At 73.8% G+C, this 19,410-nt stretch carries 16 protein-coding genes and 1 pseudogene; 12 read left to right on the top strand and 5 right to left on the bottom strand.

Annotation, left to right across the window (positions count from 1 at the left end):
• Positions 1 to 66 precede the first annotated feature (66 nt).
• Complete coding sequence (locus ABZ937_RS39650) at positions 67 to 588, top strand: GNAT family N-acetyltransferase (protein ID WP_361699692.1); 522 nt, start codon at positions 67 to 69, stop codon at positions 586 to 588.
• Here ABZ937_RS39650 and ABZ937_RS39655 read toward each other — a convergent pair.
• Together ABZ937_RS39655 and ABZ937_RS39660 are read right to left on the bottom strand one after the other, a co-directional pair.
• Positions 557 to 901, bottom strand: coding sequence for an antibiotic biosynthesis monooxygenase (locus tag ABZ937_RS39655; protein WP_361699694.1), 345 nt, complete (start codon positions 899 to 901; stop codon positions 557 to 559). The genes ABZ937_RS39650 and ABZ937_RS39655 overlap by 32 nt on opposite strands.
• A gap of 117 nt (positions 902 to 1,018) precedes the next feature.
• On the bottom strand, positions 1,019 to 2,203 hold the full coding sequence (locus ABZ937_RS39660) for an NAD(P)/FAD-dependent oxidoreductase (RefSeq protein ID WP_361699696.1): 1,185 nt from the start codon (positions 2,201 to 2,203) through the stop codon (positions 1,019 to 1,021).
• A 559-nt stretch (positions 2,204 to 2,762) separates the two neighbouring features.
• Here ABZ937_RS39660 and ABZ937_RS39665 point away from each other — a divergent pair.
• From ABZ937_RS39665 to ABZ937_RS39700, 8 genes are all read left to right on the top strand, one after another.
• On the top strand, positions 2,763 to 3,770 hold the full coding sequence (locus ABZ937_RS39665; RefSeq protein WP_361699698.1) for a Ppx/GppA family phosphatase: 1,008 nt from the start codon (positions 2,763 to 2,765) through the stop codon (positions 3,768 to 3,770).
• 71 nt (positions 3,771 to 3,841) lie between these two features.
• Positions 3,842 to 4,813 (top strand): ABC transporter substrate-binding protein, encoded by a 972-nt coding sequence (locus ABZ937_RS39670; protein WP_361699700.1) that lies wholly within the window; start codon positions 3,842 to 3,844, stop codon positions 4,811 to 4,813.
• Between the two features lie 8 nt (positions 4,814 to 4,821).
• Positions 4,822 to 5,634 (top strand): ABC transporter permease, encoded by an 813-nt coding sequence (locus ABZ937_RS39675; RefSeq protein ID WP_361699702.1) that lies wholly within the window; start codon positions 4,822 to 4,824, stop codon positions 5,632 to 5,634.
• Complete coding sequence (locus ABZ937_RS39680) at positions 5,631 to 6,434, top strand: ABC transporter permease subunit (protein ID WP_361699704.1); 804 nt, start codon at positions 5,631 to 5,633, stop codon at positions 6,432 to 6,434. Before ABZ937_RS39675 ends, ABZ937_RS39680 begins: the two co-directional genes overlap by 4 nt.
• Entirely contained in the window at positions 6,431 to 8,035 is a 1,605-nt protein-coding gene (mdlC, locus tag ABZ937_RS39685) for a benzoylformate decarboxylase (RefSeq protein WP_361699706.1), read from the top strand. Before ABZ937_RS39680 ends, mdlC begins: the two co-directional genes overlap by 4 nt.
• A 3-nt stretch (positions 8,036 to 8,038) precedes the next feature.
• Entirely contained in the window at positions 8,039 to 8,791 is a 753-nt protein-coding gene (locus ABZ937_RS39690; protein ID WP_361699708.1) for an ABC transporter ATP-binding protein, read from the top strand.
• Positions 8,792 to 8,901: 110 nt separating this feature from the next.
• The gene (locus ABZ937_RS39695) at positions 8,902 to 11,250 is read left to right on the top strand and encodes a SpoIIE family protein phosphatase (RefSeq protein ID WP_361699710.1); all 2,349 of its coding nucleotides are present in this window, start codon (positions 8,902 to 8,904) and stop codon (positions 11,248 to 11,250) included.
• 54 nt (positions 11,251 to 11,304) lie between these two features.
• Positions 11,305 to 11,790, top strand: coding sequence for a hypothetical protein (locus tag ABZ937_RS39700; protein WP_361699712.1), 486 nt, complete (start codon positions 11,305 to 11,307; stop codon positions 11,788 to 11,790).
• Between the two features lie 25 nt (positions 11,791 to 11,815).
• Here the strand turns inward: ABZ937_RS39700 and ABZ937_RS39705 are convergent, their stop codons facing one another.
• The 3 genes from ABZ937_RS39705 to ABZ937_RS39715 all read right to left on the bottom strand — a co-directional run bounded on the left by ABZ937_RS39705 (position 11,816) and on the right by ABZ937_RS39715 (position 15,446).
• Positions 11,816 to 13,054, bottom strand: coding sequence for a hypothetical protein (locus ABZ937_RS39705; protein ID WP_361699744.1), 1,239 nt, complete (start codon positions 13,052 to 13,054; stop codon positions 11,816 to 11,818).
• A gap of 319 nt (positions 13,055 to 13,373) precedes the next feature.
• Positions 13,374 to 14,498, bottom strand: a complete 1,125-nt coding sequence (locus tag ABZ937_RS39710) for a GNAT family N-acetyltransferase (protein ID WP_361699714.1) — start codon at positions 14,496 to 14,498, stop codon at positions 13,374 to 13,376.
• Between the two features lie 81 nt (positions 14,499 to 14,579).
• Entirely contained in the window at positions 14,580 to 15,446 is an 867-nt protein-coding gene (locus ABZ937_RS39715) for a helix-turn-helix transcriptional regulator (protein ID WP_361699716.1), read from the bottom strand.
• 137 nt (positions 15,447 to 15,583) lie between these two features.
• On the opposite strand from ABZ937_RS39715, the gene ABZ937_RS39720 reads away from it, so the two are divergent.
• From ABZ937_RS39720 to ABZ937_RS39730, 3 genes and pseudogenes are all read left to right on the top strand, one after another.
• Complete coding sequence (locus ABZ937_RS39720) at positions 15,584 to 16,366, top strand: SDR family oxidoreductase (RefSeq protein ID WP_361699718.1); 783 nt, start codon at positions 15,584 to 15,586, stop codon at positions 16,364 to 16,366.
• A gap of 60 nt (positions 16,367 to 16,426) precedes the next feature.
• The gene (locus ABZ937_RS39725) at positions 16,427 to 16,642 is read left to right on the top strand and encodes a 4-oxalocrotonate tautomerase family protein (RefSeq protein ID WP_361699720.1); all 216 of its coding nucleotides are present in this window, start codon (positions 16,427 to 16,429) and stop codon (positions 16,640 to 16,642) included.
• A gap of 678 nt (positions 16,643 to 17,320) precedes the next feature.
• Positions 17,321 to 19,357 (top strand): annotated as a pseudogene (locus tag ABZ937_RS39730) (TIM-barrel domain-containing protein); the annotation flags it as partial.
• Positions 19,358 to 19,410: the final 53 nt, after the last annotated feature.

Genomic DNA, 19,410 nt, shown 5'->3' on the forward strand with positions numbered 1-19,410 from the left:
CAATGGACTCCCGTGCTCCGCCTCTTGCACTTTCGCGCGCGCATGCACCACAGCACAGGTGGCAGCATGGACGCCATGAAGATCGAAGCCATCGAGACCGAGAGGCTGAGCCTCGTGCCGCTCGCCGTGGAGCACGCGGGCGAGATGGCCGAGGTGCTCTCCGACCCGGCTCTCCATGCCTTCATCGGCGGTGTCCCGCTCTCCGCACCGGCGTTGCGTTCACGCTACGAACGCCTGGTGGCCGGCTCCCCCGACCCCTCGCAGACATGGTGGAACTGGGTGATCCGGGTCCGCGGGGAGAACTGCCTCGCCGGGACGGTGCAGGCGACGCTCACTGCCGCGGAACGCGGGTGTGCGGCGGAGGTCGCCTGGGTGGTCGGGACTCCGTGGCAACGGCGCGGGATCGCCGCCGAGGCGGCACGGGGACTGGCTGCCTGGCTGCGGGAGCACGATGTGCGGCTGATCCGCGCCCACATTCACCCGGAGCACCACGCGTCCGCTGCCGTGGCCACCGCTGCCGGCCTGGCTCCCACCGGTCACTGGCACGAAGGCGAGATCAGGTGGGAGTCCCCGGCGACGGAGTCATGACTTCGGACGTGACCTGAGCGCGCGGTTCCGCGAGAAGGTCGTCCATCACTTGGCACCGGATCGAGGGGAGGTGTTCGGCGATCGCCTCACGCATCATGGCTTCTCCCTCGGGATCGACGTCCGGGCACCCGTCGCGCGTTTCGGCGTCCGGCCACCGTGCGTAGGCCACCCAGGTGCCGTCATCGGCTTGGTGCAGGCGTGATCCGTAGCTGCCGCAGTGCTGGTGCATCGCCTCGGTCACGCGATGCCAGCCGGCTGCGAACTGCTGCTCCTTGCCTTCGTGCAACCGCCACCTGTAGATCACGGCGAACATGACCCATCCCCTCCGGCAACCGTCCGTGCGACCGCGGAGCAGAACTGTACATGTCGGCCCGGCGGTTGAGGCGTCTCGGCGACCGCCGGTGCGATCGGTCTGCGAGCAGGTCCCGGTTCAGCGTGGCTCGGGTGGGGCGGCGGACAGCGGGACGTCCCAGGCGAGTTGGCCGATGAGCCGCTCGTCCGGCTCGGCGGGCCGGGCCATGACGGGGGCCGGGCGGGACGGGGTTCGGGTGCCGCGGGAGAGGCCGCCGCTGACGCTGATGTTGTGCTCCACCCGAGGCCGGCGGTGCCGCTCGTACCCGGCGAACGCAGCCGCCGGGCCGGGCAGGTCGCGCAGCGCCTTGGCCAGGACGACGGCGTCCTCCAGGGCCATCGAGGCACCCTGGCCGGTCGCCGGGGAGGCCGCGTGGGCCGCGTCGCCGACGAGCAGGACCCGCCCGGCGTGCCAACCGGTGCCGAGCGGCAGCTCCGTGGCGTTGGTGACCATGATGGCGCCGGCGGATGCCTCGACCAGGCCTGCGGCCGGGGTGGCGTCCTTCCGTAGCAGCGTCAGCAGTTGCTCGCGCAGCACGGCCGACGGCTCGGCGGGCGCCCCGACGGGCAGCGGGTCGCCACCGGCGCGGGCGAACCAGTACGTCTCGCCCGCCGGCGACACCGCGTAGCCGAAGGCGGTGCCGCTGCCCCGCACCATGGTGATGGCGCCGTCCGGGCCGGACACGGGCGCGGTGCCGGTGTACCCGTAGTAGACCCGCTGTCCGGCGTACACGGGCCGTACCTCGGGCAGGACCAGGCGGCGTACGGTCGAGTTCAGTCCGTCGGCGCCGATGAGCAGGTCTCCGGTGGCCGTCGTACCGTCGGCGAAGCGGGCGGTGACCTCGTCCGGGCCGTCCGTCACCGACACCAGACGGGCTCCGTGGCGCAGTCGGATGCCGCGCCGGACCGCCTCGCCCTGCAGGGCCGCGTTCAGCTCGCCGCGGCGCAGGCAGCGGTAGCGCAGGGCGGGGTCCTCGCTTTCGCCGAGCGGTCCGTGCATCACCTCGGCACCCTCGCTGTCGAGCAGCCGCAGCGAAGTCAGCGGAAAACCGATGGCGGTGACCGCGTCCGTGGCGTCCAGCTCGGCCAGCGCGCGCATGCCGTTGCTCGCCAGGGTCAGGAAGGCGCCGATGTCCTCTGCCGTGTCCGGGTGTGCCTCGAACACGGTGACGTCGAAACCGGCCTTGTGCAGCCCCAGCGCGGCCGCGGTCCCCGCGATGCCACCGCCGATCACCAGCACCCTCATCGCATCCGCTCCGGTCATCAGCCGCCTCTCCGCGCCGGCAGTCGTCAAGACCATCTAACGGCAGCGTGGGGGCCGGCGGGACTGCGAGGACCGAGATCCGGACAGGGCGGACGGTCAGCCCCGGATGCCCGGAGGAGCCGCTGCCATGGGCTCACCGCGGCGCGGCTGCGCGGGCCGGCGCCGGAGTGGGTGCGGTGTGGGGGCCAGATACCTGCCGGAGGAACGGGCGCTCCTCCCCCGCGCCCAGGAGGAAGTGATGTGCGCGCCACCGCAGCGACAGGTGCCGGCCGGAGCCGAGGCGGACGTCGTGTGCGCGCACCGCCGGAGGAACAGCCACCCACCGGGGCCAAGACGGACGCCACACGCACCCACCACCGCAAGAGCAGCCACCCGCCCGAGCCGCGAGGCAGCGCCGCAGGAGCAGGCGCCGTCCCGCGCCCAGCCCGTGCGCCCCGCGCAGCTCCTCCGCGTCGGACCGCCGCGCGACCCGGTCCCGGGGCGCGTGCCGGGAGCGCCGTGCACCGGCACGCCCCCCGTGCGAAGGGTGGTCGCCGATGGAGTGGGTACTCCCCCGGCCATGCGGGTGAGCGTGGTGGATGCGGGGTCGAACACGGTCCGGTTGGTGATCGCAGATGTGGAGGGTGGCGTTCCGCTGCCGGTGCACACCGTCAAGTGGAAGCTGCGCCTTTCCGAACAGGTGGGCCCGGACGGCACCATCGCCGACGAGGCGGTGGAGCGACTGGTCAAGGCGGTGGCCGCGGCGGGCGCCACGGCCCGGACATGGCATGCGGCGGGCCCGCTGGCCTTCGCCACGGCGGTGGTCCGTGCCGCCCCGAACCGCCATGAGGTGCTGCAGCGGGTGGCGTCCGGGACCGGGATCCGCATGTACACGCTGCCCGGTGAGACGGAGGCCGAGCTGACCTTCCTGGCGGCCCGCCGCTGGCTGGGCTGGAAGGCGGGACCCCTGGCGCTGCTCGACATCGGCGGTGGCTCGCTGGAGGTGGCCTTCGGCCGGGGACGGCTGCCCGGCTTCGCCGTGTCCCTGCCGCTCGGCGCGAACCGGCTGACCCAGGAGCATCTGGGCGTCCAGGACCCGCCCGGTCCGGCCGAGCTGAAGGAGCTGCGCCGCCGCATCCGTCATGAACTGCGGGACGTGGCCGCGCGGATCCGCTGGGAGCGTCCGCGCACGGCGGCCGTCACCTCCCGTACGTTCCAGCAGCTGGCCCGGCTGTGCGGGGCGGCGCCGGGGCGGTACGGCCCGTTCGTGGCACGGGAGTTGGCCAGCGGGGACCTGCGTGAGGCGGTGCGCGCGCTCGCCGCGCTGCCCGCCGCCGAACGCGCCCAGTTGCCCGGCATCTCCGCGCCGCGCGCCGCCCAGAGCCTGGCCGGAGCGGTCGTCGGGTACACGGCGCTGAAGCTCATGGGCCTGCCCCGCGCCGTCGTCTGCCCCTGGGCGATCCGCGAGGGCGTGCTGCTGCGCTACATCGAGGACGGTGCCGACTGGTGGACGGACGCCACCGGCGAGACCGCCGACGCGGCGCCGGCCCCCGCGGCGGCCCTGCGCATCGCCGGTCCGCCCGCGTGATGCGCCGTCCGGCCTCCGAAACGGTGCCCAACATGTAGCGATCATGACAAATCAAGGGTAGGCATGCCGGTATGGCCTTACGTCGATCACCATCACGATCGGGAACGCAACGCCTCGCCGCCCTCCTGGCCGCGGCGGCCCTGGTCCTCGCGGGCTGCGACAGCGCGGGATCGTCGTCCGACGACGGGCGGGAGCGGCTGACCGTGGCGGCGCTGCCGCTCACCGACTCGGCCGCCCTCTATCTCGCCCGGGACCGGGGGCTGTTCGCCAAGGAGGGCCTGGACGTCCGCGTCCAGCAGGTGCAGCAGAGCATCCAGGCGCTGCCCGCGCTGCTCAAGGGCCAGGTCGGCGTGATCGCGAGCGCGAACTACGTGACCTACTTCCAGGCGTACGAGAAGGGCACCCTGGACCTCCGCATCCTCGCCGAGGGCGTCCGGATCGCCCCGCACATGATGGACGTCCTCGTGCCCGGGGACTCGGCGCTCAGGACGCCCGCCGACCTCGCGGGCAAGAAGGTCGCGGTCGCCGTCCTCAACAACATCCAGTCCCTGACGCTGAACGCGATCCTCGACAGCCGGGGCGCCGGCCGGCCCGCCTACCGGCAGATCCTCTTCCCCCAGATGGGCCCCGCTCTGGAGAAGGGGCAGGTGGACGCCGTACACGCCGTCGAGCCCTTCAGCACCGCGATCCAGGGCGAGTTGGGTGCGCGGGTGCTGCTGGACGGCGGATCGGGTCCGGCGCGCGGCCTGCCCGCCAGCGGGTACGTCACCACGCGCGACTTCGTCGAGAAGCACCCGAAGGCCGCGGCGGGCTTCCGGCGCGCCATCGAGGCGGCCTCCCGGCTCGCCGCCGAGAACCCGGACGCGGTACGCGCCGAGCTGCCGAAGTACTCCAAGGTGACCGCGGAGCAGGCCGAGAAGCTCCACCTGCCCACCTACCCGGTGACCGCCGACCCGGCCCAGCTGCGCCGGCTCACCCGGCTCATGCGTGACCAGGGGATGCTGAAGAGGGCTGTCGATCCGACGCCGCTGCTGGTGAAGTGACCACGTCGATGACACGACGTCAGGAACTCCTGCTGGGACTTCTGGGCGCGCTGCTGGCGTTCGGCGTCTGTGAGGCGGTCGCCCGCGCCCGGATCGTCCGGCAGAGCTACCTGCCGCCCGCCTCCGAAGTCCTCGTCCGGGCCGTGCGGCTGGCGGGCGACCGGGCCTTCCTGGACGGCGTCGGAGTCACGCTGCGGGCGTGGGCGCTGGGCCTCGGCCTGGCCTGTCTGATCGCCGTACCGCTCGGGCTGCTGCTGGGCGCGGTGCCGGTCGTCGAGGCCGCCGTCCGCGCGATCGTCGAGTTCCTGCGGCCCCTGCCGTCCGTGGCGCTGATCCCGCTGGTGTCGCTGCTGCTCGGGTCGGGCACCGGGACGGAGGTGACGCTGATCGCGTACGCGTGCCTGTGGCCGGTGCTGTTCAACACCGTCTACGGCCTCGGCGAGACCGATCCGCTGGCCAAGGACACCCTGCGCGCCTTCGGCTTCGGCCGGCTCGCGGTGCTGCTGCGGGTGGAGCTGCCGGGCACCGCCCCGTTCATCGCCGCCGGGGTGCGGATCTCCGCCGCGGTCGCCCTGATCCTGGCCGTCGCCACCGAGTTGCTCTCCGGGTTCGGCGAGGGGCTCGGCATCTTCATCGCCCAGGCGCAGACGGCGACGGACGGCACCCGGGACGTGCTGGCGGGGGTGGTGTGGGCGGGGGCCCTGGGGCTGGTGATCAACGGCGTACTGGTGGGCGCGGAACGGCGGTTGTTCGCCTGGGCCCATGAACGTCCCGACGTCGATGGGCAGTCGGCACGGGGACGGCAGGAGGAGCGGGTATGAGCGCGGAGGCGGGTCGCGGTCCGGCCGCCGTGCCCTTCCTGCTGCGCTGGTCGGTGCTGCTGCTCGCCGTCGGCCTCTGGGAGGCGGGCGCGCGGGCGCGCGGCAGCGTGTACGCCCCGCCGCCGCTGCGCATCGCCCGGCACGCGTACGACCTGTGGTTCTCCGGGCCCGTCGGCCATCTGTTCCTCACCGGGGCGGCCGTCGACACGATCCTGCCGAGCCTGGGCCGGATGGCGGCCGGGTTCGGGCTGGCCGCCGTGGCCGGGACCGCCCTCGGGATCGCCGTGGGCCGCTCCCGGCGGGCGTACGCGCTGTGCAACCCGGTGCTGCAGTTCGCGCGGGCCGTGCCGCCGCCCGCGCTGGTGCCGGTGTTCGTGGTCGTCTTCGACTTCGGTACGCCGATGCAGGTGGCGTCGATCGTGTTCAGCGCGGTGTGGCCGGTGCTGGTCAACACGGCGGAGGGCGCCCGCGCCACGGATCCGCTGCGGCTGGAGGTGGCCGCGGTGCTGCGGCTGACCGCGCCCGAACGGCTGTGGTTCCTGATCCTGCCGTCGGCGCTGCCCCGGATCTTCGCGGGGCTCCGGCTGAGCCTGTCGCTGTCCCTGATCCTCATGGTCTTCTCGGAGCTGCTGCCGGGCAGCGACAACGGCATCGGCTTCGCTCTCACCGACGCCCAGACCCGCTCGGACCTGCTCACCGTATGGGCGGCGCTGCTGCTGCTCGGTGCGCTCGGGTATCTCCTCAACACGGGCCTGCTGGCGGCCGAGAGACGGCTGGTCGGCCGAGGGAGGGCGGCATGACGGTCACGGTGCGGGAGGCGGTCGTAAGGTTCCTGCGGGACACCGGCATGACCACGGTGTTCGGCAATCCCGGCTCCACGGAACTGCGGATGTTCCGGGACTGGCCGGAGGACTTCGCCTATGTGCTGGGCCTGCAGGAGTCCGTCGCGGTCGGCATGGCCGCGGGTCACGCGCTCGGCACCCGGCGCGCGGCCTTCGTGAGTCTGCACTCGGCCGGCGGAGTGGGGCATGCGCTCGGCGCGGTGTTCAACGCCTTCCGGGACCGGGTGCCGCTGGTGATCGTGGCCGGCCAGCAGGCACGCTCGCTCGTCCAGCTGCGGCCCTTCCTGGGCGCCGACGAGCCGGCGCTGTTCCCGCGCCCGTACGTGAAGTCCGCCCGCCAGCCGGAGCGGGCCGCGGACGTGCCGGCCGTGCTCGCGGAGGCGTACCGGATCGCGATGACGCCTCCTCGCGGCCCGGTGTTCGTGTCGGTGCCCGAGGACGACTGGGACCGGCCGGCGGAGCCCGTCGTTCCGCGCGCGGTGCACACGGCGTTCACGGCGGCCCCGGAGGCCCTCGCGGCCCTCGCCGCCCGGCTGGCCGCCTGCGCGCGCCCGGCGCTGGTGGTCGGTCCCGGCGTGGACGACGAGGACGCGCTGGCTCTGGCGCGGACCCTGGCCGAGCGGATCCGGGCCGGGGTGTGGATCAGCCCGCTGTCCGGCCGCTCCGGGTTCCCGGAGTCCCATCCGCTGTTCCAGGGGTTCCTGCCCCCGGTCGCCGGGCAGCTGGCGGCGCGGCTGGCCCCGTACGACGTGGTGGTCGCCCTCGGCACCCCGGTGTTCGTCTACCACGTGGCGGACGAGAGCCCGCCGCTGGCGCCGGGCACCGAGCTGTTCCATCTGGACTGCGATCCGGGCCAGGCCGCCTGGCTGCCGACGGGCACCAGCATCGTGACCACACTGCGCCCCGCCCTGCGCCGGCTCGCGGAGCTGCTGGCCGAAGCGGACCGGGACCCGCCGCCGCCCCGCCCGGCACCCCCGGCGGCCCCCGCCACGGCCCACCTCACCCCGGAGCTGTTCTTCGACCTGCTGCGCGCCCGGCTGCCGCGCGACCGGGTCCTCGTCGAGGAGGCCCCGAGCCACCGCGACGCCCTGCACGCGCGCGTGCCCGTCGACCTCGCCGGCGGCTTCCTCACCACCGGCAGCGGGGCCCTCGGCTGGGGCCTGCCGCTCGCGGTCGGCCGGGCACTCGCCGACCGGCGCCGGGTGGTGTGCGTCGCCGGTGACGGATCGGCGCTGTACTCGGTGCAGGCGCTGTGGAGCGCGGCCCGGCACGCGGCACCGGTCACCTTCGTGCTCCTCGACAACGGCGGCTACGCGGCCGTCCGCGCGCTGGGCCACCGGATCGGCATCGCGCCCGTGCCCGGCACCGGCATCGGCGGCATCGACTTCGCGGCCCTCGCCGAGTCCTTCGGCTGTCCGGCGGCCCGCGCCGAGCACCCCGGCGAGCTGCCGGCCGCCCTGGACCACGCCCTGGGCCGGGGCGACGACGCGGGCCCCTTCCTGCTGCACCTGCGGGTCGCCGGCAGCGCCGGCACCCTCTACGAGCCCTGGGCCGGGTGAGGGATGCTGCGCCTCGACTCCGTCAGCCGGCACTTCGGCGACCATCAGGTCCTGGACCGGATCAGCCTCACCGTGCCCGACGGCCAGCTGCTGTGCGTGGTCGGGCCGTCCGGCTGCGGCAAGTCCACACTGCTGCGCACCATCGCCGGGCTGCTGCCCGCGCAGCAGGGCACGGTCACGGTCGACGGGACGTCGGTGACCGGCGTGCCCGACCGGCTCGCGGTGGTCTTCCAGGAGTACGGCCGCTCGCTGCTGCCCTGGCTCACCGTCCGCGACAACGTGGCCCTGCCGCTGCGCCGCCGGGGCCTCGGCCGGGCGGCCCGCCGGGAAGCGGCCGAGGCCATCCTGGACCGGGTCGGCCTGCCCGGCGTCGCCCGCCGCCGGCCCCGGGAACTCTCCGGCGGTATGCAGCAGCGCGTCGCCATCGCCCGCGCCCTCGTCAGCCGGCCGTCCCTGCTGCTCATGGACGAGCCGTTCGGCTCCCTGGACGCCCGCACCCGCGAGGATCTGGAGGACCTGCTCCTGGAGGTGCACCGCGGCGACGGCACGACCATCGTGTTCGTCACCCACGACATCGACGAGAGCGTCTACGTCGGAGACCGCGTCGTCGTCCTCTCCCCCGGGCCCGGCTCCCGGATCGTCCGCGACCTGCCGGTCGGCCTGCCCGCCGAGCGCGACCAGATCACCACCCGCGGCCTGCCCGCCTTCGTGGCGCTGCGCACGGAGGTGGGGCGGGCGGTACGGGGCGACGGCTGATCCCCTGGCTCGGACGGCGAGGTTCTGGGGAGCGGAGTGGCGACCGGAGCCGCCTTGGTCAGACTGGGGAATACGGCCGCACCGGGCCGGCGCGAGAACGGTCGGTGATCATGACTGAGTCGACAGGCAGCAGCCAGGGGACGGCGTCCTTCGTGGTCGATGACGAGGGCGTCGTGGTCGCGTGGCACCCGGCCGCCGAGGCCCTGCTGGGCTACCCGGCGCACCAGATGCTCGGCCGGGCGGCCAGAGATCTGGTGGTCGAGGACGCCACGGCGGGCCGGGACGCGTCCGATGTCGTGCTCCGCCACCGGGACGGGCGGCGCGTCGGCTGCCGGGTGCGGGTGAGTGCCGAGCACGACGCGGAGAGGGTGCTGCGCTGGAGGGTCGAGGCGGTGCCCAGCGAGGAAGCGGCGTGCGCCGCCGTCGACCGGGCGCTGGTGAAGGCGCTGTTCACCCGCTCCCCGGTCGGCCTGTTCGTCCTCGACCCCCAGCTGCGTCTGATGCGGTACAACGCCACGGCGGAAGGCATGCAGGGCACCCGGGTGACCGAGGGACTCGGGCTGCGGCCCACCGAGGTATGGCCCGGCTTCAGCGCCGAGGCGGCCGAGCGGGTGATGACGGAAGTGCTCCGGACCGGGCAGCCGGTCCTCTCCTTCGAGAAGCGGGGCCGTCCGCCCGGCGACCCCGGCCGGGAGCACGTCTATTCGGCGTCCGCCTTCCGGCTGGAGGACGACGAGGGCCGGATCCTCGGCGTGGCCGACGTGGTGGTCGACGTGACCGAACGGCACCGCGCCCAGGAGCGGCTCGCGCTGACCGCCGAGGCCGGTGCCCGGATCGGGACCACCCTCGACATGCTGCGCACCGCGCGTGAACTGGCCGACGTGGTGGTTCCCGGGCTGGCGGACCGCGTGGCGGTGGACCTCCTGGAGCCGGTGCTGGCCGGTGAGGACGTACCGGAGGGGCCGGGCCGGGCGGGCTGGGACCTGCGGCGCGCCGCCTCCCGGTCCGTCCACGCCGACGCCGCCCAGGGCGCCGCGTACGGGATCGGCGAGGACAGCAGCTACCCCGCCGCGGCGCCCGCGGCCAAGGTCCTCACCGACCACAGACCCCGGCTGGTGCCCGTGGTCGACGCGAACAGCGCGTGGGTGCGCGCCGACCGGGTCCGTGGCCCACGGATGCTGGCGGAGCGGGTCCACTCGCTGATGGTGGTCCCTCTCCTCGTCCGCGACGGCGCGCTGGGACTCGTCGCCCTCTACCGGTGGAGCGACCGCGGCGCGTTCGACGACGACGACCTCCTCCTGGCCCAGGACATCGCCGCCCGCGCCGCGATGGCCCTGGACAACGCGCGCCGCTACGCGCGGGAGCGCAACGCGGTGCTCTCGCTGCAACGTGGTCTGCTGCCCCAGGTCCTGCCCACCGCCGACGCGGTGCAGGCGGCCCACCACTGGGTGCACTCCGGTGCGGGCGGCGACTGGACCGACGTCATCGCCCTGCCGGGGGCCCGCGTGGCTCTGGTGGCGGGCAGTACGCCCGGTCGCGGTGTGCGGACGGCCGCCGCGATGGGGCGGCTGCGTACGGCCGTGCACACCCTGGCCGCCCTGGATCTGGCCCCCGACGAGGTCATGGCACGGCTGGAGGACCTCGTCCGCCAGATGGACGCCGAGACCGCCGCCCCGACGCCCCACAGCCCCGTCGACGCCACCTGCCTCTACCTGGTCTACGACCCGGTCAGCTGCCGGTGCACGGCGGCCGCGGCCGGCCCCGCGGAGCTGGCGGTGGTGGACCCGGACGGCGTCGTGTCCTTCCCGGACGTACCGGCCGGTCCGCCCCTCGGCCGGCCCGGGCCGCCCTTCGCGAAGACCACGATGCAGCTGCCCGAAGGGAGCCGGCTGGTGCTGTTCACCCCGGGGCTGCTGCAGGCCTTCACCGGCGGCGCCGGGCACCGCGAACTCGCGCGCCTGCTGTGCGAGGCCCGGCGGACCCCGCAGGGCCTCTGCCTGCGGCTCACGGAGGCGCTGGTTCCGCCCGATCCCGCGCACGACGCGGCGGTCCTGGTGGCCCGTACCCGTCCGCTCGGTCCCGCGCGCGTGGCCACCTGGGTGCTGCCCGCCGATCCGGCGGCCGTCGCCACCGCCCGCTCGCTGACCGCACGCCAGCTGAGCACCTGGGCCATGGACGACGAGGCGTTCGCCACGGAGCTCATCGTCAGCGAGCTGGTCACCAACGCCATCCGGTACGCGGAGCCGCCGGTGCAGCTGCGCCTGATCCGCGACCGGACGCTGAGCATCGAGGTCTCCGACGGCAGCAGCGCCGCTCCGCACGTGCGGCACGCCCGGACGACCGACGAGGGCGGCCGGGGTCTGCTGCTGGTCTCGGAGTTCGCGCAGCGCTGGGGGACCCGTTACGAGGACCGCGGCAAGACGATCTGGGCGGAGGGGCCGGTCACGTCGGCGGCCTGACCGGACAGACCGGCGTGTACGGCAGGAAGAAGGCGCGAGCAAGGAGGCCGGACCATGACCGGACGCGTGGGACGTCGTACGGCGGTCGCCGTGCTGACGGCGGTTCTCGCCGTCGGCGCGAGCGGGTGCGGGGACGGCGGCGGCACCGCTTCGGACACCGCGAGCAAGGCGGCCTCCGCCGCCGCGTCCGTGGGCTCCCGGGCGGCCGACGCCCTGGCCTCGGCCACCGCGGAGGCCCGCCGCAGGCTGGACTCGATCAGGGGCGGCGTCGACGCGAAGGACGACGTGAAGCTCGGTGCCACGGGTACGGACGACAGGGGGCGCGGCACCGTCACCGTGACGGCGCACAACACCACGGACACCGAGAAGTCCTTCGCCGTTCAGGTCGACTTCCGTGGCTCCGGCGGGAACCTGCGGGACGTGGTCGTGGTGACGGTCCGCGACGTGCCGGCGGGCAGGTCCGGCACCGCCACGGCGCGCAGCACGCACAAGCTGTCCGGAACGGTGAAGGCCGAGGTCGGCACCGCCGTACGGTACTGACGGCCCCGCCGGTGCGCTCCGGGCATCAGGAAGGTGCCCTCGCCGCCAGGAATTCCACCACCGCCAGCAGGAACAGCAGGCACAGGGCGATGCCGACCACCACCCAGCCGGTGGGGTACGGCCACAGCAGGTAGGCCAGCAGGGACGCGACGACCAGGATCCAGGTGAGCCAGGCGCGGCGGCGGCGTACGAAGGGACCGACCGGCCCGGTGCGCAGGCCGGCGCGGTCGGCGGTGGCGCGGACCGCGCCGATGCCCGAGGTCCACAGTCCCCGTACGAGCCCGGCGTACCGGCCCGGACCGGTGAGCCAGGCACCCAGCGCCACGATGACGCCGAGGGCCACGACCATCCGCACGGTGGTCCGCAGGAAGTGGGTCAGCGCGTCGTAGACGGCGCCGGCCGCGGCCGGGGAGACATCGGCGGGCAGCCGGTCCAGGTAGATCGCGCGGAACACGCGCAGTGCGATGCCGAGGAGCGCGGTGGCGACGGCGATGCCGAGGGCGCCCGCGACCAGGGCCCGGCGGCGCCGGACCGAGAGCAGTACGCCGGCGGTGACCAGCAGGACGGCCAGCACCGGCAGCCAGTTGCCGGCGAGCTGGAGCAACCGCACGTACGTCTTGACCTTGCCGACCTGGTCGGATCGGACCAGGGTGAAGTCGGTGTGCACCGCGGGGATGCGCGCGGCCACGGTCATGCCGGAGTCGACGAGCCGCTGTTTGACCCGGTCCAGGACCGGGCCGATGTCGAGGGTGACCGCGTCGTTCTGCAGCTGCACCGCGCCGCCGCCCTTGCCGGTGAGGGCCTTGTCGAGAGAGCTGTGGATCCTGCGGTTGGCCTCGGTCCAGACGGTCTTGAAGGCGTCCGACGCGACGACGGCCCGGGCCTTGTCGTGGACGAAGCTGCGCACGGCCCCTTCGAGCGAGTCACCCAGCCTGCCGCCCAGCGCCTTCCGCAGGCGGGGCCGGTCCTGGGGGGCCGCCTCGGCGAGCAGCGAGGGCAGGTCGATGCGGGTCATGAGCGCGTCGGTGGCCCGGCCGGCGACGGCGTTCTGCACATCGGGGTTCGAGGCGAGCGGGGCGACCGTGGCCACGTAGCGATCGGTGTCGTCCAACTCGTCCGCCGCCCATGCCGCGACGACCGAGAGCGGGGCGAGGACGCAGCCGATGACGATGAGTACGGCGGCGACGAAGGACCTGACGTGGTGCCGGGCGGGCCGGGCCCGCGCGCCTTCGAGGGCGGCCACGCGGGCCCGCAGTTCCTGCATGTCGGACCGTTCCCTACGGTCGTCCCCGTGCGCGCTGCCTTCCGCCACCGTGCCTCCTGGCCGATCCGGTCCCCCTGCCTGCCAGCCGACCCGCAGCGGGGCGGACGCGCGAGCAGGAGTACGCCGTTCGAGGCACGGGCACTGCGTACGGCTCAGCGTGCGGGAGAGGGCGATGTCCGTGATCGTCGGCCGGGACGCCGGCGCCCGGCCCGGTCACCGTCGACGGCCGGGCAGGAGGTGTCGGTCACCGCGGATCGCGCCGCGAGAGCGCACCCCGGCCGGACCTCACCGGTCCGGGCGGAGCGCGCCTGGCCCGCGCTCAGGCCGACCGTGGCGGCCGGGCGCGGACCGTGGCGGCGGGCTCCTGCCCGCGCGTCCGCAGCGTGCCCACCGTCCGCAGCAGCCGGTCGGCCGGTTCGCGCAGCCGTGGGTGGGCCAGCACCGTGTTCCGCAGGCCGCGCACCGGGCGGCGCCACAGGCGCCGGGCCAGGGCCACCGGGTGCGGGCGGGCGGCGAAGCCCTCGCCGACCCGGAGTTCCCGGGTCTTCAGCCAGTCCTTGTACTCCTTGTCGCCGCGACCGAGGTCCACCAGGGTCACCCCGTGCCGGGCGGCGGCCTCGGCGGTCCGCAGGTGCATCATCAGACCCGGCGAGTAGGCGGCCAGTCCGGGGTCGTAGGCGGTGAACCAGGCCGCCAGGACCGTGCTCGACCGGGGGCCGAAGTGGGCCGCGACCGGGCGGTCGCCCGCGTAGAGCACGGACAGCACTCCGGTGAGGTGCTCCTCTCGGGCGCCGAAGAGGTGGTCGACCAGGCCGACGATCCACGGCCGGGAGAACCGGTCCATGCGGCCGGTCCTGCGGTACTGCGCGGACTTCCAGCGCATGAGGGTGCGCAGCACCCGCGGATCGCGCTCGTCGAACGCGAACCGCACCTCGCCGACGTCCCGGCCGAGCCGGCGCTCCTTCTTCAGGGTCGTCTTGGCCAGCCCCGGGTAGGTGCCGCGCAGCCACTCCGGGTACGTCCCGTCGCCCGGTTTCACATCGATCACCGGGGACGCGAAGGTGCCGGTGACATGGGGCTCGAACGGCCGCTGCTCCCGCACCAGATGGTCGAACTCGAAGATGCCGAGCCCGCAGGCCCGCAGCAGCTCCTGTGTGTCCCAGGTGACCCCGGGCCGGTGCACCAGGGCCTGGCAGTCGGACAGGCCCAGCCCGACGGCCCGGCCGGTGCCGAGCGGCCCCCGCTCGTAGGGGAGGAAGCCCACCGGTTCCCCGCCCTCCCGGAGGACCGCCACCCGCACCCCGGGCCGGAAGCGGCCGACCCCGATCGCGAACTCCGGTGCCAGGAAGGGGTTCGCGTACTCGGGCGACTCGTCCATCGCGCGGTGCCAGGCCCCGCGCAGCCCGGCCGTCAGCTCACCGGGTCTGTGGACGGTGATCTCCACATCGGCCTCCCCCCATGACGCGCCGGGCGCGTCCCGAACCGTAGGACAAGGCTCAAACCTCGCGAAACAGCTCGCACCCTGTCAAGGGTGCCCCAGGCGACCTGTGTCCGGCTGCATGTCCTGGGTGCCGATCACCGACAGCAGTTCCAGCTGGGCGGCCCCCTCGGTGCCGGGCGGGGCGCTGAACCACAGGAGACGCTGCCGGCCGTCCTCGCTGAACAGGTTGTGGCAGTCCAGTTCGATGACGCCGAGCGAAGGGTGGACGATCCGCTTGTGGTCGGTGCGGCGCAGGGCCACGTCCCGCTGCTCCCAGAGCGCGGTGAACTCCTCGCTGCGCCGGAGCAGCGCGGTCACCAGCCGGGTGACGTCGGGGTCCTTGGCGCGCCGGGCGGCGACGGCCCGGAGGTCGGCGGTAAACACCCGGGAGTGGTGCGGGTGGTCCTCGGCCGGGTGCAGCGCCCGGGCGGCGGGGTCGGTGAACCAGCGGTAGGCGAAGCTCGCTTCGAGCCCGCGTCCGACCGGTGCCGGGCCGAGGAGGGCGACGGCGAGGGGGTTCTGCACGAGGGTTTCGTGCAGGTCGGTGATGACCCGGGCGGGGGTGGTGGTGAGCCGGTCCAGCAGGCCGAGCAGGGCGGGCTGGGCGTGCGCGGTGGCGCCGTGCGCGGCGGCCGGGAGCGGGCGGTCGGCGAGGTGGAAGAGGTGGTCGCGTTCGTCGCCGCTCAGCCGGAGCGCGCGGGCGAGTGCGGCCAGCACCTGCGCGGACGGCTGGGCGCCACGGCCGCGCTCCAGCTCCGTGTAGTAGTCGGCGGACAGCCCGGCGAGCTGGGCGACCTCCTCGCGCCTGAGGCCCGGCACCCGGCGGCGGGGCCCGACGGGCAGGCCGGCGTCGGCGGGGCGGACCCGGTCGCGTCGGGACTTCAGGAATGCGGCCAGCTCGGAATGGTTCACGCCCTCCATGGTCACGCCTGCGCGCGCCCGGAGCCAGGGGTTGCCGACCCCAGGGTGAGGACAGCCGTGGTTACCGCCGGGCGCCCGCCGCAGGCTGTGAGGGCACTGATCGTCCGGCTCTTCCGCAGGAGTCCGCCATGCCCGCTCAGGACAACGGCACCGCACAGCCGTCCGCTCGGGAGACCCCCGCCCGGCCGCGTGTCGCCGTCGTCACCGGTGGTTCGCGCGGTATCGGCCGCGAGACGGTGACGCGGCTCGCCGCCGACGGTTTCGCCGTGGTGGTCGGCTACGCGGGCAACCGTGAACTCGCCGGGGCCGCCGTCGAGGACGTCACCGCGGCAGGCGGCAGCGCGATCGCCGTCCGTGCCGACGTGGCCGACGAACAGCAGGTCGCCGCGTTGTTCGAGGCCGCCGCGGCCGAGTTCGGCGGAGTCGACGTCGTCGTCCACACGGCGGGCCGGATGTACCTGGCACCGGTGGCCGAGCTGGACCTCGCGGAACTGGACGCGCTGCACCGCGTCAACGTCCGCGGCACCTTCGTGGTGGCCCGGGAGGCCGCCCGCACGCTGCGCCGCGGCGGGGCGCTCATCACGTTCTCGACGTCCGTGGTGGGCCTGGCGTTCCCCGGGTACGGCGCCTACAGCGCGAGCAAGGGCGCGGTCGAGGCGCTGACCCTGGTGCTGGCGCGCGAGATGCGCGGCCGGGACGTCACCGTGAACGCCGTCGCGCCCGGACCCACGGCCACCGACATGTTCCTGGACGGCAAGGACGAGGAGACCGTCGCGCGGCTGGCCGCCCAGCCGCCGCTGGAGCGCCTCGGCACGCCCGCCGACATCGCCGAGGTGGTGGCGTTCCTCGCCTCCCCGGCCGGCCACTGGGTCAACGGCCAGGTGGTCCGCGCCAACGGCGGCATCGTCTGAGCGCGCCGAAACCGCTGGAGCCAGTTCCCGCCGACCCCCACTCGACCCAGGAGAAACGTCATGCCTTTCGCGAACTTCAAGGTCCCCGCGGGCAGCCTCGACGAGCGGCAGAAGCAGCTGATCGTCACCCGCGCCACGGAGCTGTACGTCGAGATCTACGGCGAGCGTGCCCGTGCGAACACGATGGTCCTGGTCGAGGAGGTGACCGACGGCGGCTGGGGCATCGGCGGCACCGTGCTGACCCTGGCCATGCTCCAGACGCCCGGCGCGGACTGACCGGGCCGCCACCGGCGGCGGTATTGACATGAACCTGCGTCAACCCCGAGGCTTCGTGCGTGAAGTTGCTCGATTGACGCTCATTTCAAGCGGTTCCGAGCATCACCGGGCAGCTCAGTCGCAAGAACAGTCAGTCCGCAAGGGTGCGAGGGGAGCTGTTCCGCCGTGCAAAGACCACGAAGACCACGCCACCGTGTGCCGTGGCCGGCCTGGATACCGCTGGCGCTGGCGAGCGTCCTGGCCGGGACCGCGCTCGCCGCCCCGGCCCCGGCCCGGGCCGCCGCCACCGCGGCAGGCGCCGTACTGGACCCCGCCCACAGCAGCGTCAGCCGGCAGAGCCCGGTCTACGCCAAGGGCACCGGCGGCGGCCCCGAGAAGTGCCCCGACGCCGCCGCCGACCCCGACAACAAGGTCTGCGACCGCTTCGACCTGACCGTCTCGGTACCGGACGGCTACTGGGACGACAACCCCGAGGGCGGCGTCCCGCTGTCGATCACCTGGCAGCACCCCTCGGACGACTTCGACCTGTACGTCTACGACGACCACGGCAAGCAGGTGGCGTCCAGCGCGGGGACCGCCGACCCCGAGGCCACGGTGATCCCGCGGGCCTCGGGGACGTACCACGTGCTCGTCGTGCCGTACGACGTGCACGACAACTCCTTCACCGGCACCGCCTATCTGCCCGCGACCACGGACGCCGGTGATCTCACGTCCTTCTCGGGCGGCGACGGCAGCTACACCTTCGAGGCCGGCCGGCTCACCGCCCGGGCGGACTTCCTGACCGGTGGTCAGCTGCGACTCCAGGCCGACCCGTCCGGTTCCCTGAGCGACCCGGCCGGTACCGCCATCGTGCGCAGCCGGCCCGCGCTCCAGCGGCACACCTCGTCCTTCGACGCGGGCGACTACTACGGCATCCGGTCCCCCGAGGCCGTGCTGCGCGTGTACAAGAAGCCGCTGCGGTTCGGGCTGTACAAGGCCGACAACCGCACCCGGATCTGGCAGGAGGACAAGCCGCTGCGCTGGTCGACCGGCGGCATGCGGCAGAGCCTCGTGCGCGGCGCGGACGAGCAGTTCTTCGGCGGCGGCGAGCAGAACGGCGGTCTCTCGCACCGCGATCGGACCATGTACGTCGCGAACAGCTTCGACTGGAACGAGGGCGGCTACAACAACTCCCAGCCGTTCTACCTCTCCAGCGCGGGCTACGGCGTCTTCCGCAACACCTTCGCGCCGGGCGTGTACACCTTCGGCTCGCCGGTGACGACCGGGCAGCAGGAACGACGCCTGGACGCCTACTACTTCCTGGGTGACGCCAAGCAGGTCATCGGCAAGTACACCCAGCTGGTGGGCAAGCCGTTCATGCCCCCGGTGTACGGCCTCGAACCGGGCGACTCCGACTGCTATCTGCACAACGCCAACCGGGGCGAGCGGCACACGCTGGACGCGCTGAAGATCGCCGACGGGTACACCGAGCACCAGATGCCGCTCGGCTGGATGCTGGTGAACGACGGCTACGGCTGCGGGTACGAGAACCTGGAGCAGACCGCCAAGGGCCTCCAGGACCACCACGCCCAGCTCGGCCTGTGGACCCAGGACGGCATCGACAAGCTCGCCGACCAGGTCAAGGCGGGCCAGCGGGTGGCCAAACTGGACGTGGCCTGGGTGGGCAACGGCTACAGATTCGCGCTGGACGCCTGCGACGCGGCGAAGAAGGGAATCGAGGACAACAGCGACGCGCGCGGCTTCGTCTGGCTGCCGGTGTCCTGGGCGGGCGCCCAGCGCTGCGGGGTGCTGTGGAGCGGCGACCAGAAGCTGTCCTGGGACTACATCCGCTGGCAGATCCCGACGTACGCCGGGGCGACGATGTCCGGCATCGCCTACAACACCGGCGACGTGGGCAGCATCTACCGCCACGACGCCAAGATGTACGCCCGGGACCTGCAGTGGAAGGCGTTCCTGCCGGCCATCATGACCATGGACGGCTGGGCGAGCGACATCACCACGGGCAAGCCCGCCGACCAGCAGCCGTGGCGGGACGGCGAGCCGTACACCTCGGTCAACCGCAAGTACCTGCAGCTGAAGGAGCGGCTGCTGCCGTACATGTACACGCTGTCCGCCCAGGCGGCGAAGACCGGCGTGGGCGCGGTGCGTCCGCTGTGGCTGGAGTACCCGGACGACCCGAACACGCTGGGCACACAGGCGAAGTACGAGTTCCTGTCCGGCCCGGACTTCCTGGTCGCGCCGGTGTACGAGAACTCCGACACCCGCGACGGCATCTACCTGCCCAAGGGCACCTGGACCGACTACTGGACCGGCCGCACCTATCAGGGCCCGACCACGGTCAACGGCTACCACGCCCCGCTGGACACCCTTCCGCTGTTCGTGCGCGAGGGCGCGATCGTACCCATGTGGCCGAAGGGGACGACGAGTTGGCAGACCCGCGACCGGCACGAGCTGGACTGGGACCTGTACCCGGCCGCGCACGGCACCAGCCACTACACCCTGTACGAGGACGACGGCGTGACCCGTGACTTCGCCAAGGGCGCGGCGGCCACCCAGCGGGTGTCGGTGCGCGGCGACGCCGGGGGCACGACCGTGACGGCCGGCGCGAGCAGGGGCGACTACGCGGGCAAGGTGGACAGCAGGTCGTACCGGTTCACGGTGCACGGCGACGCGGCACCCGCGCGGGTCCTGCTCGACGGGCGTCAACTACCGCAATCCGCTTGGTCGTACAACGCCGGCACCCATGTCACGACCGTCAGCACGCCGAG

Origin of the sequence: Streptomyces sp. NPDC046727, from assembly GCF_040645635.1 — a bacterium.
Classification (GTDB): domain Bacteria; phylum Actinomycetota; class Actinomycetes; order Streptomycetales; family Streptomycetaceae; genus Streptomyces.

Excerpts from the sequence above, each read along its gene's own strand:
- ABZ937_RS39650 (WP_361699692.1), top strand. The coding sequence starts at position 67 with ATGGACGCCATGAAGATCGAAGCCATCGAGACCGAGAGGCTGAGCCTC.
- ABZ937_RS39655 (WP_361699694.1), bottom strand. The coding sequence starts at position 901 with ATGTTCGCCGTGATCTACAGGTGGCGGTTGCACGAAGGCAAGGAGCAG.
- ABZ937_RS39660 (WP_361699696.1), bottom strand. The coding sequence starts at position 2,203 with ATGACCGGAGCGGATGCGATGAGGGTGCTGGTGATCGGCGGTGGCATC.
- ABZ937_RS39665 (WP_361699698.1), top strand. The coding sequence starts at position 2,763 with ATGCGGGTGAGCGTGGTGGATGCGGGGTCGAACACGGTCCGGTTGGTG.
- ABZ937_RS39670 (WP_361699700.1), top strand. The coding sequence starts at position 3,842 with ATGGCCTTACGTCGATCACCATCACGATCGGGAACGCAACGCCTCGCC.
- ABZ937_RS39675 (WP_361699702.1), top strand. The coding sequence starts at position 4,822 with ATGACACGACGTCAGGAACTCCTGCTGGGACTTCTGGGCGCGCTGCTG.
- ABZ937_RS39680 (WP_361699704.1), top strand. The coding sequence starts at position 5,631 with ATGAGCGCGGAGGCGGGTCGCGGTCCGGCCGCCGTGCCCTTCCTGCTG.
- mdlC (WP_361699706.1), top strand. The coding sequence starts at position 6,431 with ATGACGGTCACGGTGCGGGAGGCGGTCGTAAGGTTCCTGCGGGACACC.
- ABZ937_RS39690 (WP_361699708.1), top strand. The coding sequence starts at position 8,039 with ATGCTGCGCCTCGACTCCGTCAGCCGGCACTTCGGCGACCATCAGGTC.
- ABZ937_RS39695 (WP_361699710.1), top strand. The coding sequence starts at position 8,902 with ATGACTGAGTCGACAGGCAGCAGCCAGGGGACGGCGTCCTTCGTGGTC.
- ABZ937_RS39700 (WP_361699712.1), top strand. The coding sequence starts at position 11,305 with ATGACCGGACGCGTGGGACGTCGTACGGCGGTCGCCGTGCTGACGGCG.
- ABZ937_RS39705 (WP_361699744.1), bottom strand. The coding sequence starts at position 13,054 with ATGCAGGAACTGCGGGCCCGCGTGGCCGCCCTCGAAGGCGCGCGGGCC.
- ABZ937_RS39720 (WP_361699718.1), top strand. The coding sequence starts at position 15,584 with ATGCCCGCTCAGGACAACGGCACCGCACAGCCGTCCGCTCGGGAGACC.
- ABZ937_RS39725 (WP_361699720.1), top strand. The coding sequence starts at position 16,427 with ATGCCTTTCGCGAACTTCAAGGTCCCCGCGGGCAGCCTCGACGAGCGG.